This is a genomic window from Variovorax sp. 10N412 (assembly GCF_056394985.1).
In genome coordinates, this window is record NZ_JBFTIO010000004.1 from 251,033 (window position 1) to 266,607 (window position 15,575).

The 15,575-nt window shown below is 70.4% G+C and carries 9 protein-coding genes; 5 read left to right on the top strand and 4 right to left on the bottom strand.

The genetic code is table 11. The features are described 5' to 3' along the window. Positions 1-33: 33 nt before the first annotated feature. The gene (locus AC1DJH_RS13140; protein ID WP_478185981.1) at positions 34-4,161 is read left to right on the top strand and encodes an amino acid adenylation domain-containing protein; all 4,128 of its coding nucleotides are present in this window, start codon (positions 34-36) and stop codon (positions 4,159-4,161) included. A 66-nt stretch (positions 4,162-4,227) separates the two neighbouring features. On the opposite strand, the gene AC1DJH_RS13145 is transcribed toward AC1DJH_RS13140, so the two are convergent. The 4 genes from AC1DJH_RS13145 to fhuF all read right to left on the bottom strand — a co-directional run bounded on the left by AC1DJH_RS13145 (position 4,228) and on the right by fhuF (position 9,866). Further along, positions 4,228-6,609, bottom strand: a complete 2,382-nt coding sequence (locus tag AC1DJH_RS13145) for a TonB-dependent siderophore receptor (RefSeq protein ID WP_478185982.1) — start codon at positions 6,607-6,609, stop codon at positions 4,228-4,230. A gap of 177 nt (positions 6,610-6,786) precedes the next feature. Then, entirely contained in the window at positions 6,787-8,088 is a 1,302-nt protein-coding gene (locus tag AC1DJH_RS13150; RefSeq protein ID WP_478185983.1) for a lysine N(6)-hydroxylase/L-ornithine N(5)-oxygenase family protein, read from the bottom strand. Between the two features lie 91 nt (positions 8,089-8,179). Beyond that, on the bottom strand, positions 8,180-9,025 hold the full coding sequence (locus tag AC1DJH_RS13155; protein WP_478185984.1) for a N(5)-hydroxyornithine transformylase PvdF: 846 nt from the start codon (positions 9,023-9,025) through the stop codon (positions 8,180-8,182). Positions 9,026-9,074: 49 nt separating this feature from the next. After that, entirely contained in the window at positions 9,075-9,866 is a 792-nt protein-coding gene (gene fhuF / locus AC1DJH_RS13160) for a siderophore-iron reductase FhuF (RefSeq protein WP_478185985.1), read from the bottom strand. A 239-nt stretch (positions 9,867-10,105) separates the two neighbouring features. On the opposite strand from fhuF, the gene AC1DJH_RS13165 reads away from it, so the two are divergent. From AC1DJH_RS13165 to AC1DJH_RS13180, 4 genes are read left to right on the top strand one after another with little or no spacing between them, the layout of a single operon-like run. Further along, positions 10,106-11,797 (top strand): cyclic peptide export ABC transporter, encoded by a 1,692-nt coding sequence (locus AC1DJH_RS13165; RefSeq protein WP_478185986.1) that lies wholly within the window; start codon positions 10,106-10,108, stop codon positions 11,795-11,797. Beyond that, positions 11,794-12,378, top strand: coding sequence for a Fur family transcriptional regulator (locus tag AC1DJH_RS13170; RefSeq protein WP_478185987.1), 585 nt, complete (start codon positions 11,794-11,796; stop codon positions 12,376-12,378). Before AC1DJH_RS13165 ends, AC1DJH_RS13170 begins: the two co-directional genes overlap by 4 nt. A gap of 12 nt (positions 12,379-12,390) precedes the next feature. After that, the gene (locus AC1DJH_RS13175) at positions 12,391-13,560 is read left to right on the top strand and encodes an efflux RND transporter periplasmic adaptor subunit (RefSeq protein ID WP_472118932.1); all 1,170 of its coding nucleotides are present in this window, start codon (positions 12,391-12,393) and stop codon (positions 13,558-13,560) included. Next, on the top strand, positions 13,557-15,569 hold the full coding sequence (locus tag AC1DJH_RS13180; RefSeq protein WP_478185988.1) for an ABC transporter permease: 2,013 nt from the start codon (positions 13,557-13,559) through the stop codon (positions 15,567-15,569). The genes AC1DJH_RS13175 and AC1DJH_RS13180 overlap by 4 nt, the downstream gene beginning before the upstream one ends. Positions 15,570-15,575 lie beyond the last annotated feature (6 nt).

Below are 15,575 nucleotides of genomic sequence, written 5' to 3' on the forward strand. Positions count from 1 at the left end.
CAGGAACGGTTCGACATGCAGGATGGAACAGCGATGAACGGCACCCACGCGGCGCAGCGGATTTCGGCAATCAACGACGGGGCGCGCAGCGAAGGGTGGGAGGTCGACGACGGCATCCGGCACCGGGTTTCCGACGGCGACGAGGTGCCCTTGTCTCCCGCGCAGGAGCAGCTCTGGGTCCTGCAGCGCCTGGCGCCGGGGCTGACGGCCTACAACCTGCCGCGCAGGTTCAGCCTGCACGGCCCGCTGGACGCGAATGCGCTGGAGCGTGCGTTCCAGGCCCTGATCGATCGCCACGGCATCCTGCGCACCCGCTTCTTCGAGAAGGACGGCGTGCCCATGCAGCAGATGCTGCGCAACGCGGCATTCGTGCTGCAGCGCCTCGACCTGTCCGGGCAGGCCGAGGCCGGGCGGCAGGCGCGCGCCGACGCGCTCGCGGACGAGACGGCGCTGCACGTGTTCGACCTGGAGGCCGCCCCCGCGCTGGTGGCGCGCTTGATCAGGTTGTCCGAAGACACGCATGTGCTGGCGGTCTGCCTACACCACATCGTGTCGGACGCCTGGTCCAACCCCCTTCTGTCGGCGGACCTGGCGTCGGCCTACCGGCTGGCATCGGCGTCGGGCGCGGCCGTGCGGCTGCCGGCCTTGCCGGTGCAGTACGCCGACTACGCGCTGTGGCAGCGCGAGCGCCTGCAGGGCGATGGCCTGGCCACGCAGCTGAACTACTGGAACGCCCACCTGGGCGCCGACGTGCCGCCGCTGGAGCTGCCGCTCGATGGCACACGTGCGTCGCGGCAGACCTTCAGCGGCGCCGTGCATCGCTTTGCGCTGGAGCCCGCGCTGGCGGCGGCGCTGCAGAAGTTCTGCCGCGCCGAGAAGTGCACGCCCTTCATGGTCCTGCTCGCGACCTGGCAGATGCTGCTGGGCCGGTACAGCGGGCAGAACGACTTTGCGGTCGGCGTGGCCAACGCCGGGCGGCATCGGGAGGAGGTGCGCGACCTGGTCGGGTACTTCATCACGACGCAGGTGTTCAGGGCGCGCCTGGCGCCGCGCGCCACGCTGCGCGACATCTGCCGCGGGGTGCGGCGCGATGCGCTGGGCGCACTGGCGCATGCGGACCTTCCGCTGCAGACGCTGCTGGCCAGCCGCCACGAGAAGCGCGATGCGTCGCGCAACCCGCTGTTCCAGGTGATGTTCGGCCTGCAGATGAGCGACAGCGCGGCCGACCTCGCGTTCGGCGAGGCGCGCACGCAGCAGATCGGCGCGGACAGCGCGAGCGCCAAGTTCGACCTGTCGCTGGATTTCTTCATCGAGCCGACGAAGGCCCACGCGCAGATCGAATACAACACCGACCTGTTCGGCCAGGCCAGCGTGGCGCGGCTGGCGGGCGGGTACGTGCGCCTGCTCGGTGCGTTGACGCTCGATCCGGACCAGGTCTTCTCCGACGTCGACCTGTCGAGCCCGGCCGAGCGCTCGCAGCTGTCGGCCTGGGGCGTGAACGCGCGGCGCCACGACGACGCGCAGCCCGTGCACCGCCTGTTCGAGCGCCATGCCGCGCAAAGGCCGCTGGCGCCCGCGCTGGTGTTCGGCGAGCGCACGCTGAGCTACGGCGAACTCAACGCGAGGGCCAACCGCCTGGCGCATCGCCTGATGGCGCTGGGCGTGAAGCCCGAGGCCAAGGTGGGCATCGCGGTGGAGCGCTCCATCGACATGATGGTGGGCATCCTCGCGGTCCTGAAGGCGGGCGGCGCCTACGTGCCGCTGGACCCGGGCTATCCGGCGGACCGGCTGGCCTACATGGCCGAGGACAGCGCCATCGCGCTGCTGCTGACGCAGTCGAGCGTGGCGGCGCGCCTGCCCTTCGGCCGGGCGCTGGCGGTGCTGGAACTGGACACGCCGGACCGCGACGCGCCGGAACTCGATGCCTCGGGCCAGCCGGCCTGGCCCGCGCACGACCCGCAGGTCGCGCTGCATGGCGAGAGCCTGGCCTACCTGATCTACACCTCGGGCTCCACCGGCAAGCCCAAGGGTGTCGGCATCGCGCACCGGGCGCTGGTGCAGCACGCGCAGGAGTCCGTGCGCTTCTTCGGCCTGACGCCTGCGGACCGCATGCTGCAGTTCTCGACGCTGAACTTCGACGGCTTCATCGAGCAGACCTTCGCGCCGCTCGTCGCGGGCGCCGCGATCGTGCTGCGCGGGCCGCTGCTGTGGGACAGCGACACCTTCTACCGCGAACTCATCGACAAGCAGATCAGCGTGGCCGACCTCACCACCGCCTACTGGCTGCTGCTCGCGCAGGATTTCGCGCGGCACGGCGCGCGCTCCTATGGCGCGCTGCGGCAGGTTCATGCGGGCGGCGAAGCCATGCCGAGCGAAGGGCTCCATGCCTGGCGCACGGCGGGCCTGGGCGGGGTCACGCTGCTCAACACCTACGGGCCGACCGAGGCCACGGTCACTGCGTCGGTGCTGGACTGCGCGCCGTACCTGGAGGCCGGCCACGAACTGCCGCAGCGCATGCCGATCGGCGTGCCGCTGGCCGGGCGCGCGCTGCGCGTGGTGGGCGCCGATTTCAGCCCCGTGCCCCAAGGCGCGGCGGGCGAGCTGTGCATCGGCGGCGCGCTGCTGGCGCGCGGGTACCTGGGGCGCCCGGGCCTGAGTGCGCAACGCTTCGTGGCGGACCCGTTCGACGACGCCGGCGGCCGGCTCTACCGCACGGGCGACCTGGTGCGATGGAACGCGCAGGGCCAGCTGGAGTACCTCGGGCGCATCGACCACCAGGTGAAGATCCGCGGTTTCCGGGTCGAGCTGGGCGAGATCGAGGCCAGCCTGCTGGCGCAGCCCGGCGTGCGCGAGGCGGTGGTGGTGGCCGGCGAAGGCCCTTCGGGTGCGCGGCTGGTGGGCTATGTGTCGGGGCGCGGCCTCGACACCGCGGCACTGCGCCTCAGGCTCGGCGAGCTGCTGCCCGACTACATGGTGCCCGCGGCGCTGGTGGCGCTGGCGGCGTTGCCGCTGAACGCGAACGGCAAGGTGGACCGCAAGGCGCTCCCGGCGCCGGAGTTCGGCGTGGCGCAGGCGCCCGACGAGCCGCCGCAGGAGGGCGCGCAGGGCGCATTGGAGGCCGCGCTGGCCGCCATCTGGGCACAGGTGTTGCGCGTGCCGCGCGTGGGGCGCCACGACAACTTCTTCGAGCTGGGCGGCGATTCCCTCGTGGCGCTCAGGCTGCTGGCCAGAATCAACAAGTCGCGTGTGCTGAGCGTGCAGATTTCGCTGCAGGACCTGCTCGAGAAACAGACGATTGCCGGGCTGGTCGCGCAGCTGGACATCGGCGCGCCGCCGCAGCCGGTGCAGTTGCTCAGCGCACATGCCGGGCAGGCGCAGGCGATGCCGCTCTTTTGCGTGCCGCCCGCGCTGCGCCATCCGATCGACTATCGGCCGATGGCACGCCACCTGGAAGGCACGCGCGCCGTCTACGGCCTGAGCTACACCGACGACGTGGCCGCGCTGGATTCCATCGAGCAGATGGCGCGGTTCTACGTCGACGCCATCCGCAGGACGCGGCCGCAGGGCGCGGTCGGCATCGTCGGCTGGTCGCTGGGCGCGGTGGTCGCGGTGCATGTCGCCAGCCTGCTGGAGCAGGAGGGCGTCGATGTGGCCTTCCTCGGCATGATCGACAGCTTTCTTCTGGACGAGCGCTTCGATCCGCACGGCTGGTACCTCGACTTCCGGGATTTCGTGCAGGACACGGCCGACGCCCGCATGGGCCGCGAAGCCGTCGACGCGATGCTCGACCGCTTCGAGCCCATCCGCTCAGGCTCCGACGAGACCGTGCGCGACGCCGTCGAGCACATCGTGGCGGCGACCGGCATGGGCATGCGGCCGGCCGACATCGTCCAGGGGATCGTGGCCACCCGGCGCATGAACGCGATCACGCAGAAGATCGGCGCGTTTCCGCGCCTGAACGTGGCGCCGCATTTCTGGTGGAAGAAGGGAAGGGCCGCCGCGGAGAAGACCGCGCTGCTGTCGCAGTTCGAGGGCGAGGCGCGTGCCTCGCTCGAGGTGGACGCCGACCACCAGGGCATCGTGCGCAACCCTGCGCTGCTGGGCCAGCTGGATACGGCCCTGCGCGATGCGCAGATCAGGGGTGCAATGGCCGCGGCTTGACGGTGGGCGCCGCATACGTCCTGCGGCAGGCCCACCGCATTCGTCATGCGGCGGGCTGCCGGCAGGTCAGAACTTGTACCGCGCCGTCAGGGTCGCCGCGCGGCGCGTGCCCTGGTAGCACTCGCCGTGGTAGCAGATCGCGTTGTACTTCTTGTCCGCCAGGTTGGAGACGTTGAGCGCGAAGCGCCAAGGGCCGCGTTCGTAGTGCGCGGACGCATCGATGAGCGTCACGCCGCGTTCGAACGTGGTGTTCTGCTCGTCGTTCTGGCGCTTGCCGATGTAGCGCACGCCGCCGCCGAACCCCAGGCCGTTGCCCAGGGTGTAGTCGAGCCACACCGAGGCGGACTGCTTGGGCACCAGCGGCGGGATCTTGCCGACCTCGTCGGGGTCGAGGCTGGCGAGCACCTTCATGTCCAGCCAGGTGTAGGCGGCGGCAATGTTCAGGCCCGGCGCGATTTCGCCCTTGGCCTCCAGCTCGATGCCGCGCGAGCGCTGCTTGCCGGTCTGGCGTTCCTCGGAGGTCGCGGGGTCGGCGGTGACCACGTTGGTCTTGCGCAGGTCGAAGGCCGCGGCGGTGAACAGGGTGCGCGTGCCCACGGGCTGGAACTTGACACCCACCTCGACCTGCTTGCCGCGGCTGGGCTTGAAGGGTTCGCTGTTGACGTCCACGCCGCTGTTGGGCAGGAAGGACGTGACATAGCTGACGTAGGGCGCCCAGCCGTTGCCCAGCAGGTAGGTCAGGCCCGCGCGGCCGCTGAACGCGCTGTCCGATTTGCGGGTGCGGGTGAAGTCCAGGTAGTTGTCGGTGACCTGGCGCACGTGGTCCTGGCGCCCGCCGAGGGTGACGACCCAGTTCTCGCCGAACTTGATCTGGTCCTGGGCGTAGAAGCCGGTCTGGCGCGTCGACTGGGACAGGTTGCTCAGCGGCTCGGTGGGCAGCGTCACGGCCTGGCCGTAGACGGGGGCGAACAGGTCGAGGTCGGGGGCCGCGCCGATGAAGCGGCGCTGCTTGCCCTTCTGGTCGCTGTAGTCGACACCCAGCAGCACCGTGTGCTCGACGGAGCCGTAGCGCAGCTTGCCCTGGACGTTGGTGTCGAGCGCGGCCAGGTCCACGGGGTCGTTCCAGGTCCTGGCGATGCGCGCGAGCGTGTGCTGGTCTTCGCCGAGGGAGTCGGCCCAGACCACGCGCCGGCTCAGGTCGATCTGGCTGTAGCGGAAGTTCTGGCGCAGGGTCCAGCTGTCGTTCAGTGCCGTTTCGAAGCGGTAGCCGATGGCGCTCGACGTCTGCTTGAGCTGGCCGAAGCTGTGGTCGCCCACCTTGATCGGGTAGAGACGGTAGTTCTGGGTGAGGTAGTAGGGGTCCTCGCCCGTGTTGTTCCTGAGGAATTCGCCGAAGACGGTCAACGAGGTGGTGGCATTGGGCTGCCAGCGCACGGAAGGCGCGATGTAGCTGCGCGTGTGGTTCAGCTTGCGCCCGTCGGGGTAGCGGTCCTGGTCGTTGCTGTCCAGGCTCACGCCGACCAGGCGATAGCTCAGGTCGGTGTCGTTGCCGATCTGGTCGCCCAGGTCGAATGCCAGTTGCTTGCGCTGGAAGCTGCCGTACTGGAGCTCGAGTTCGCGGACGCGCTCGCCGTTGGCCAGCTTGCTCACGCGGTTGACGATGCCGCCCGCGTCGCCCTGGCCGAACACCATCGACGCCGGGCCGCGCAAGACCTCCACGCGCTCCAGCCCATAGGGCTCGGTCAGGTAGTAGGTGGGGCCGAACGGCGGCTGGGCGAGGCCGTCCCTGAAGACGCCGTAGGTGGTGGCGAAGCCGCGCAGCAGGATGTACTCCCAGCCGCGGTTGTCGGGGCCGTACATGCCGGTGGTGACGCCCGGCGTGTAGCGAATGGCCTCCATGACGTCCTGCGCGCCGCGCGCGTCCATTTCCTCGCGGCCGATGACGGAGATCGACTGCGGCACCTCGAGCACCGGGGTGTCGGTCTTGGTGGCCGTGGCGGTACGGCGCGCCGCATAGCCGGGGAAGGGGCCGGTCGGCGATTCGTCGGCGTTGGCCACCACCTGCACGGCGGGCAGCGTGTTCTGGGCGCCGGAAATGTCGGCGGCGCGGCGCACGGCGAAGCCGCCGTTGACGGTGCGCGTGGCTTCCAGCGAGGAGCCGGCGAGCATCTGGCGCAGGGCCTGCTCCACCGTCAGCTTGCCTGCCACGGCGCGCGAGCTCGTTCCGGCGACCACGTCGCCCGCGGCGAACACCTGCACGCCGGTCTGGCGCGAAAACTCGTTCAGCGCGGCGCCCAGGGCCTGCGACGGCACTTGCACGTCGAACACCTGCGCCGCGGCCTGGCCGGACGCCTGCGCTGAAGCCGGGAGGGCCCAGACGGTGAGAACGGAACCGAACGCCGCGGCGAGCGCGGCGTTCAGCAGATGTTGACGAGGCAGGGGACGCATAGAAGAACAACTCCAGTTTTTCGAATGACGACGTATTCACATTCAGGTGCGGATGCCGGCCCGGTTTTCGGTCCTGGTCCGGTCGCTGGCGCATCTATGAGTAAGACGTTCGAACTCATCAAACAGAGACACCCCCCGCCCAACTTTTTTCAAGCGCGGCCGCCGGCGATGGGGTCTTCAGGTCTGGAGCGCTTCGGGCTGCGGCCTCGGCTGCAGCGCCGGACCGGCCGGCGTGGCCAGCAGGGCGCTGCCGATTTCGCCAGTCCTGACCGAAGTGACGGACAGCAGCGTGTCGCTCAGCCCGTGCGAATCCTCGCAGGCGCCCTGCAGGTAGATGGCCGGCTGGAAGCCCGGCGCGGCCAGCACCCGGTAGTGCCGGTCGACCTCGTAGTCGCCCAGGTAGCCCGCCAGCGGCGCGAGCAGCGCCTTGTGGTGCTCCCGCGCGTAGCCGGTGGCGAGCACCACGGCGTCGTAGCGCACGGTGTGCTCGCGCAGCGCGTTCTGGTCCCACAACGCCAGGTGCACGCCCTGGCCGTCGGCCGTGACGTTGCGGATGTCGTGCCGGCGCAGCAGGCGCAGGCGGTTGCCGCCGGTCACGCGCTGCTGGTAGAAGGCCGCGTAGATCTGCTGGATCAGCGCCAGGTCGGCCACCGCGTAGTTGGTGTGCCAGAACTCGTCGAGCAGCGCGGCGCGCTCTTCGCCGGAGCGGCTGAAGGTGTAGTCGGTGAACTCGGCGTTGAAGATCTCGTTCACGAAGGGGCTGTCGTCGGCCGGGCGTATCGAGCGTGCGCGCGTGACGAGGTCGACCTGCGGCGCGCCGGGGCGGCCCTGCAGGTCCATGAAGATCTCGGCCGCGCTCTGCCCCGCGCCCACCACGGCGATGCGGCGCGCGTGCGGCAGTTGTGCAATGTCCTGCAGGTAGCTGCTCGAATGAAAGACGCGCGGGTCGTTCCGCAGGGCGCGAAAGCCGTCGGGAATGTTGGCCGTGCCGCCGATGCCGACCACCAGGTTGCGCGTGAGCCGCTCGACCAGCTTGCCCGCATGGTTGCGCGAGCGCACGCGCAGCAGCGCCACCTCGCCACCCCGGTCCTCGGGCAGCACCTCGAACACCTCTTCGCCATAGGCGCAGGCGTGCTCGAACTGCTCGGCCGCCCACGAGAGGTAGTCGTTGAACTCGTGCCGGCTGGGGAAGAAGCTCTTCAGGTTGACGAAATCGGTGAGCCGGCCTTTTTCATGCAGGTAGTTGATGAAGGTGAAGCGACTGGTCGGGTTGCGCAGCGTGGCAAGGTCCTTCATGAAGGAAATCTGCATGTGCGCGTGGTCCAGCAGCATGTGCGGGTGCCAGGCGAAGCTCGGCTGCTTCTCGATGAACATCGCATCGAGCGGCCGGGTGGCGAGGCGCTTTTCCTCGAGCGCGATGGCCAGGGCGATGTTGGACGGGCCGAACCCGATCCCGACCAGATCATGGACGTGTGGCATGGAAATCAACTCCTGTGATGGAGGGCGGCGCGCCGCGTGCGGCGGCCTGCCCTGGGCCGTGTGTAAGAAGACGCCCGCCGGCGCCGGATGTTCACGCGGGCACGGTCTCGGCCATCAGGGCCAGGCCCTGGTGGAGTGCGGGGAACAGGCTGCGGTTGAAGTTGTTCCAGCGCAGCTCGAGGATGGTGTCCGCGGGGTCGATGTCGGTGCCCAGCACGTCGAAGATCACCTCGCCCGAATCGATGCCGGTGTCCACGTAATGGAAGGAGGCGCCGGTCTTGAGCACCGGCTCGACCGCGACCGTCTCGCGCGTGCGCCAGTCGACCACTCGCTGGCCCTTGGCGCCGTACAGCGCGTCGAGCGTGGCCCAGGCGCCGCGCCGCTCGAAGGGCGACCCCAGCCGCGTGATGCCCGGATGGATGTTCGCGATGCGGCGGAAGAAGGGGCTCTCGGGCCGTGCCAGCTCGTCGAGGATCACCAGCAGGCCGTCGAGCACGACGATGTCGGCCTCCAGTGCGTGGAGCCGGTCGAGCAGGCGCTGCTCGAACTCCTTCTTGCCGGCGGCGCGCTCGGTCGCCGCGTCCAGCGGCAGCCGCCGGTAGGTCGAGGGCACGCCGTGGAAGATGTCGTTGACGCGGCGGCCCTGCACCTGGAGCCCGACGGGAAAGATCCACTGGCGCGAGGGATCGAAGCCGAAGCCGTAGTCCTGCAGGGCCTCGCGGTCGCGCGGCGAGCCCTCGTCGTCGTCGAACAACACCGCCTCCAATGAGCAGGCGTCGCCCAGCGGCGTGTGGTCGAGCGCTTCGGCCAGGTACTCCAGCGGCGATTTCATGTAGCGCTGGCCGCCCTTGTAGTCGATGTGCTGGCCGGCCTTGTCGGCCGCCGCATTCCTCAGGGACATGATGTAGACGAGTTTTGCCTTGGGTACGGTGGACATGGATGTGCGCCTGGTGGTGGGTGGAAGAAGGTCGGGCCGGGTGGCGGTGTCAGCGGTGCGCCGGCGACAACGGGCAGGCGCCGCAGTAGCCTTCGCGCGGCAGCAGGTGGAAGAGGCAGCATTGGCGGTGCAGCTTCACGGTGCGTTCGCCGTGCTCGCCGCCCCGCGCGTCTTCGCATGCATCGGCGCCCACGCGAATTTCGCGCTGCGGGCCCGGCAGCGGATTGGTCCATGCCGCTTCGCCCCCGGGGCTGCGGGCCGGCCAGGCGGCGGTGTGCAGCAACTGCCGCCTGTCGTCGGCGATGGGCGTCGCTGCGCCGGTCAGCGCCAGCGCCTGGTCGAGCACCGGCTCGAGGCTGCGTGCCGCATTGCCCCACAGGATCTTCACCGGCACGCCCGCCAGGCTGCACAGCGCCGAGAACAGCGGCGCCAGGTGGTGCCGCAGCAGCGCCGAGTAGCGTGCCCCGGTGGTCTCGCCGGGTTGCGGCCGGCCCAGCTCGCGGATGTGAAAGCTCAGCGGATGGGCGTGCGGGCCCAGCCGCACCCACACCTGGTGGGCGGCCATGGGAAACCCGTGTTGCAGCACGCTGGCGGCGGCCGCGACCGGCGGCAGCAGCAGGCCGAGGTAGCCCAGGCTCCAGGCCGAAGCCACGGCGCGCAGGTCCTTGCCTTCGACCCCCAGGTGCGACGCATGCAGGCGCAGCATGCGGCCCAGCAGCTCGGGCGAGTGCACCAGGTCGGCCACGCGCAGCGCGTCCGCGGGCGGTTGCGGCGCGCACTGCAACGCCTCGCCGTGCGGCGCCAGGTCGCCCCGGAACAAGGGCTCCAGCAGGGCGATCATGGCGCCGTGGGGCGAAGGAGCGCGCGGGCGGCGCTGCGATTTGCAGGAGGCATGAAGCTAGGACGGTTGGGCTGCGCCGGTGTTCATGCCGCCGTGCTTCGAACGCGGCGTGAACATTTGCGGCTGCCACCCGTCTAGTGGGTACAGGCGGCCGTTGCCGCCTCCATCCGTTTTGCTCCGGCGGCAGGCTTGCCCGCGCCGCCGGACCCCAGTCGCCTGCGGGCGGAAAGAGTTCTTGCATGACCACTGCCCCCGCTGCCGACGGCGAGTTCGCACGCCTGCTCAAGCCGTTCCTGCCGTGGATCCTGCTCTCGGCGGTCACGGGCATCGGCGCGGGTGCGGCCACGGTCGCGCTGCTGAGCACCATCAACCAGGTGCTCAACCGGCAGGGCGGCCTGTCAGGCGGCCTGCTGCTGAGCTTCATCGCGCTGTGCGCGGTGGCGCTGTTCGGGCGCATGGTGTCCGATGTCTCCACCAACTACGTCGGCCAGCGGGTGGTCGCGCAGGTTCGCAAGAGCCTGGCGCAGAAGATTTTGTCGGCGCCGATCGACGCGCTGGAGCGCTACCGCACGCACCGTCTGATGCCCGTGCTGTCCCAGGACGTGGACATGGTCAGCGACGTGGCGTTCGCGCTGGCCGCCACGCTGATCGCCTGCGTCACCGCGCTTGGCTGCCTGGGCTACCTGGCGTACCTGTCGCTGCCGCTGTTCGGGGTGCTGGTGGTGGCGCTGGCCATCGGCGCGACGGTGCAGGCCATGGCGCAGGTCCGCGGCGTGAACGGTTTCTGGAAGGCGCGCGAGCACGAGGACCAGCTGCACAAGGCCTACCGCGCGATCAGCGAAGGCGCCAAGGAGCTGCGCATGCACCGCGTGCGCCGCCAGCGCATGTTCGGCGGCCAGGTCGAGCGCATCGTCGACAACATCCGCAATGTCAACGGGCGTGCGATCAATACCTTCGTCATGGCCACGGCATTCGGCTCGGGCCTGTTCTTCCTGCTGATCGCGCTGATCCTGGGCTGGGCCTCGTTCCAAGCGACCGAGCCCGCGGTGCTCAGCGGCTTCGTGCTGGTGCTGCTGTTCCTGAAGGGGCCGATGGACCAGATCGCAGGCGCGCTGCCGGCGGTGGGCCGGGCGCGCGTGGCTTTCCGGCGCATCGCCGACCTGTCGGCGCGCTTTGCCACGCCGGAGCCGCACCTGCACGTCGGCCACGCCGGCAGCGAGCTGAAGTTCGAGCACGAGATCGCCCTGCGCGGCGTGCGCTACGCCTTCGATGCGCCCGAGGGCGGCGAGGCCTTTGCGCTGGGGCCCATCGACCTGCAGCTGCGCCGCGGCGAGATGGTGTTCGTGGTGGGCGACAACGGCTCCGGCAAGACCACGCTCGTCAAGCTGCTGCTGGGCCTGTACGCGCCGCACGAAGGCGAGGTGGCGATCGACGGCACCGGCGTGGGCCCCGAGCGCCGCGACGACTACCGCCAGCTCTTCACCACGGTGTTTTCCGACTTCTACCTGTTCGAGGACCTTGCCGCCGGCCCGGACGAAGCGCAGGGCGAGGCCAGCATGCAGGTGCTGCCGCAACGCGCCTTGCCCTACCTGGAACGGCTGGAAATTGCCCACAAGGTGAGCCTGAAGAACGGCGCCTTCACCACCACCGACCTGTCCACCGGCCAGCGCAAGCGCCTGGCCCTGGTGCACGCCTACCTCGAGGGGCGCCCGGTGCTGGTGTTCGACGAATGGGCCGCCGACCAGGACCCGACCTTCCGCCACCTGTTCTATACCGAGCTGCTGCCCGAGCTGCGCGCCAAGGGGCACCTGCTGGTCGTGATCTCGCACGACGACCGCTACTTCCACCTGGCCGACCGCGTCATCACCATGCACGCCGGGCGCATTGCGCACGACCGGCCGCGCGGTCACCTGGAGAGCCTTGCCGCATGAGCGACGACCCGCAAACCCGAGAGACGCACCGCCCGGTGTTCATGTCGCAGTTGCGCGCCGCGCGGATCCGGCCGTCCGTGGTGCGGCTGTGCGTGCTCCAGACGCTGGCGGACGCAGGCAGCGAATGGCAACGCGGCGAAGAGGTGTTTCGCCGCATGCTGCTGCGCGGCACCTCGGCCAGCCTGACCACGGTCTATCGCATCCTCAAGGAGTTCGAGCATTCCGGGCTCATCGAGCGCGAGTGGGCGCGCAGCCGTGGCGGGGCGCTGGCGGTGTTCCGCTACGTGGCGCCCGGCGCCCATGCCGACGCCACGAGCGTTCGCATGCGCTGCAGCGGATGCGGCAGTTTCACCGAGGTGCAGGACCGCGAACTCCAGGAGGCGCTGATGCGGGTGGCCCTGAGCAAGGGCCTGCCGCCGGCGGGCACTTTCGACGTGCAGATCCACGGTGCCTGTTCGTCCTGCCAGCACCCGCGCGTGGAGGCGGCACCGGGCGAGGACCGGTTGTCGCGCGAACACGGCAAGCTGCTGCCGCTGGCGGGCTTTCGGGCGCGTCCGCGCACGCAACGTCTGGCCGCTTGACGAGGAGCAGGCATGAGCGATGTGCGTCAAGGCGGCTGGGGCCGCCCGGTGGTTGCCGTGCTCCTGGCGTGCCTTTGCGCGGCGGCCGGCGCGGGGCTGCTCTGGGGACGCGGCGAGCCCGCGGACGTCGATTCCGTGCCGGTGTCGCGTGGCAGCATCGAGTCCAGCGTCACGGCCCTGGGCGTGCTGCAGCCGCGGCACTATGTGGATGTGGGTGCCCAGGTTTCGGGACAGATTCTTCGGTTGCACGTGCAGCCGGGCGACGTCGTCAAGCGGGGGCAGCTGCTGGTGGAAATCGACCCCAGCGTGCAGCAGGCCACGGTCGATGCGGGCCGCGCTTCACTCGCGGGGCTGCGCGCACAGCGCGACGACCTGCAGGCCCAGCACCTGCTGGCGCAGCAACAGCATGCGAGGCAGCGCCAGATGGCGGCGGACGGCGCCACGCGCGACGAGGACGTTCAGGCGGCGCAAGCCGCGCTGGCGTCGGCCGGCGCGCGCGTGCGACAAGTCGGGGCGCAGATGGCCCAGACGCAGGCCACGCTGAAGGCCGACGAGGCCCGCCTCGGCTATACGCGCATCTATGCGCCGATGGCAGGTACCGTGGTGTCGGTGGAGGCGCGCGAGGGCCAGACGCTGAACGCGACCTACCAGACGCCGAACGTGCTGCGCGTGGCGGATCTGTCCTCGATGACGGTGTGGTCCGAAGTGTCCGAGGCCGACGTGCGGCGCATCGGGACCGGCATGCCGGTGTACTTCACCACGCTCGGTGAGAGCCGGCGCCGTTGGCAGGGCCGTGTGCGGCAGCTGCTGCCCGCGCCGCCGGTGCCGGAGAACAAGGCGGGCGGCGACAGCGGCGCCAAGCCCTCCGGTGCGGCGAGCAAGGTGGTGGTCTACACGGCCCTGTTCGACGTCGACAACGCCGACGGCGAGCTCATGCCGCAGATGACGGCCAAGGTGGCCTTCGTCGAACACGCCGCGCAGGACGTGCTTTCGGTGCCGCTGGCCGCGCTGGTGCCGGTCGCCGGCAGCACCGACCTTTTCACCGCGCGCGTGCTGCGCCCCGACGGCAAGGTCGAGGCACGGCAGCTGCGCATCGGCGTGCGCAACCGGCTGTCCGCCCAGGTGCTGGAAGGCGCGCAGGCAGGCGAGCGCATCGTCATCGCCAAGGCCGCGAAGCCATGACGGGCGCGCCGCACGCGCCCGGCGGTGCGCCGCGGCCGCTGATCGAGCTGCAGGACATTCGCAAGTCGTACGGCGGGCGCCGCGACCGTGGCGGCAAGGAGGCCCGGGCGGGCAGCCCGGCCACGACCGTGCTGCATGGCATTTCGTTGCGCCTGCACGCGGGCGAGTTCGTGGCCATCGTCGGTGCCTCGGGCTCGGGCAAGTCGACGCTGATGCACATCCTGGGTTGCCTCGACCGGCCGAGCGCCGGGCGTTACCTGTTCGACGGCCAGGACGTGGCCGGCTTCGATGCCGATGCGCTCGCCTGGCTGCGCCGCGAGGCCTTCGGCTTCGTGTTCCAGGGCTACCACCTGGTGCCCAGCGAGTCGGCGCGCGAGAACACCGAAATCCCGGCGCTCTACGCCGGCATGCCGGAGGCCGAACGGCGCGCGCGCGCCACCGCGCTGCTCGAACGGCTGGACATGGGGACGCGGCTCGACCACCGCCCGCACCAGCTGTCGGGCGGGCAGCAGCAGCGCGTGGCGATTGCGCGGGCGCTGATGAACGGCGGGCGCATCATCCTGGCCGACGAGCCCACCGGCGCGCTCGACTCCAGGAGCGGCGCCGAAGTGATGGCGCTGCTGCACGAACTGGCGGACGCGGGCCACACCGTCATCCTCATCACGCACGACCGCGCGGTGGCCGCGCAGGCACGGCGTGTGATCGAGATCCGCGACGGGCGCATCGTGGCGGACTCGGGTGAGCACACCGGCGCGGGCGCGGGGGCTGTCCCCGCCGCGCCTGCACCGGTCTTCGCTCGCCCCTGCGCCGCCGCAGGCGCATCGTTGCCGGCCGATGTCCGCGAGGCGACACGGGCCGCCTGGCGGGTGATGTGGAGCAACAGGTTTCGCACCGGGCTCACGCTGCTGGGCATCGTGATCGGCGTGGCTTCGGTCATCGTGATGCTGGCGGTCGGCGGCGGCTCGCAGCAGAAGGTGATGGCGCAGTTCGAGACCTTCGGCACCCGCACCATGTTCGTTTCCACGCAAGCCGCCAGCCTGCGCAATCCGGTTGCGCCGCTCACGCTGGACGACGCGCTGGCCATCCGGACGTTGCCCAATGTCGAAGGCGTTGCGCCTTACATCGAGGACAAGGTGGTCGTGCGCCGCGGCAACGTCGACCACCTCACGGAAGGCGGCGGCGCCACGGTCGATTTCTCGGGCGTGCTCGGCTGGGGCGTGAGCCGGGGCGTGATGTTCGACGCCGAGGACGAGCGGCGGGTCGCCAAGGTCGCGGTCATCGGCGAGACGGTGCGCAAGCGCCTGTTTCACGACGGGCAGGACCCGCTTGGCCAGGACATCCTGGTGGACAAGGTGCCGTTCCAGGTCGTCGGCGTGCTGGCTTCCAAGGGTGCCACCAACGGCGAGGACCAGGACGACCGGGTGGTGGTGCCTCTGTCCTCGGCCGCCACGCGCGTCTATGGCCATCCCAACCCCACATGGATCGCGGTGCAGGTGCGCGACATCGACAAGGCTCAGGAAACGGCGACTGCCATCGAGGCGCAGCTCGAGCGGCAGCAGGCGGGACGCAGCGTGCTGATATGGAACCGCGTCGAGGCGCTGCGGGTGCAGACCGAGACCGCGCGGGCGATGACGATGATGCTGGGCCTGATTGCGGTCGTGTCGCTGGTGGTGGGCGGCATCGGCGTGATGAACGTGATGCTGATGACGGTGCGCGAGCGAACGCGCGAGATCGGCATTCGCATGGCGACGGGCGCTCGCCAGCGCGACATCCTGCGCCAGTTCATGACGGAGGCAGTGCTCGTGACCTCGGTCGGCGGCACGGTCGGCGTGGCCGCGGGCCTGGGCATCGTGGTGGCGCTGATGCTGGGCGGCGTGCCCGTGCGGTTCTCGCTGCCGGCGAGTGCCGGCGCGTTCGGTTGCGCGGTGCTGACGGGCCTGGTCTTCGGGTTCATGCCGGCGCGCAATGCCGCCCGGCTCGATCCCGTCGTGGCGCTGGCGGGGGAGTGAGCGTGC

What these genes read in the sequence shown, in the direction of transcription:
- AC1DJH_RS13145 (WP_478185982.1), bottom strand. Translation starts at nt 6,609, where the DNA reads ATGCGTCCCCTGCCTCGTCAACATCTGCTGAACGCCGCGCTCGCCGCG.
- AC1DJH_RS13150 (WP_478185983.1), bottom strand. Translation starts at nt 8,088, where the DNA reads ATGCCACACGTCCATGATCTGGTCGGGATCGGGTTCGGCCCGTCCAAC.
- AC1DJH_RS13180 (WP_478185988.1), top strand. Translation starts at nt 13,557, where the DNA reads ATGACGGGCGCGCCGCACGCGCCCGGCGGTGCGCCGCGGCCGCTGATC.
- AC1DJH_RS13165 (WP_478185986.1), top strand. Translation starts at nt 10,106, where the DNA reads ATGACCACTGCCCCCGCTGCCGACGGCGAGTTCGCACGCCTGCTCAAG.
- fhuF (WP_478185985.1), bottom strand. Translation starts at nt 9,866, where the DNA reads ATGATCGCCCTGCTGGAGCCCTTGTTCCGGGGCGACCTGGCGCCGCAC.
- AC1DJH_RS13155 (WP_478185984.1), bottom strand. Translation starts at nt 9,025, where the DNA reads ATGTCCACCGTACCCAAGGCAAAACTCGTCTACATCATGTCCCTGAGG.
- AC1DJH_RS13170 (WP_478185987.1), top strand. Translation starts at nt 11,794, where the DNA reads ATGAGCGACGACCCGCAAACCCGAGAGACGCACCGCCCGGTGTTCATG.
- AC1DJH_RS13140 (WP_478185981.1), top strand. Translation starts at nt 34, where the DNA reads ATGAACGGCACCCACGCGGCGCAGCGGATTTCGGCAATCAACGACGGG.
- AC1DJH_RS13175 (WP_472118932.1), top strand. Translation starts at nt 12,391, where the DNA reads ATGAGCGATGTGCGTCAAGGCGGCTGGGGCCGCCCGGTGGTTGCCGTG.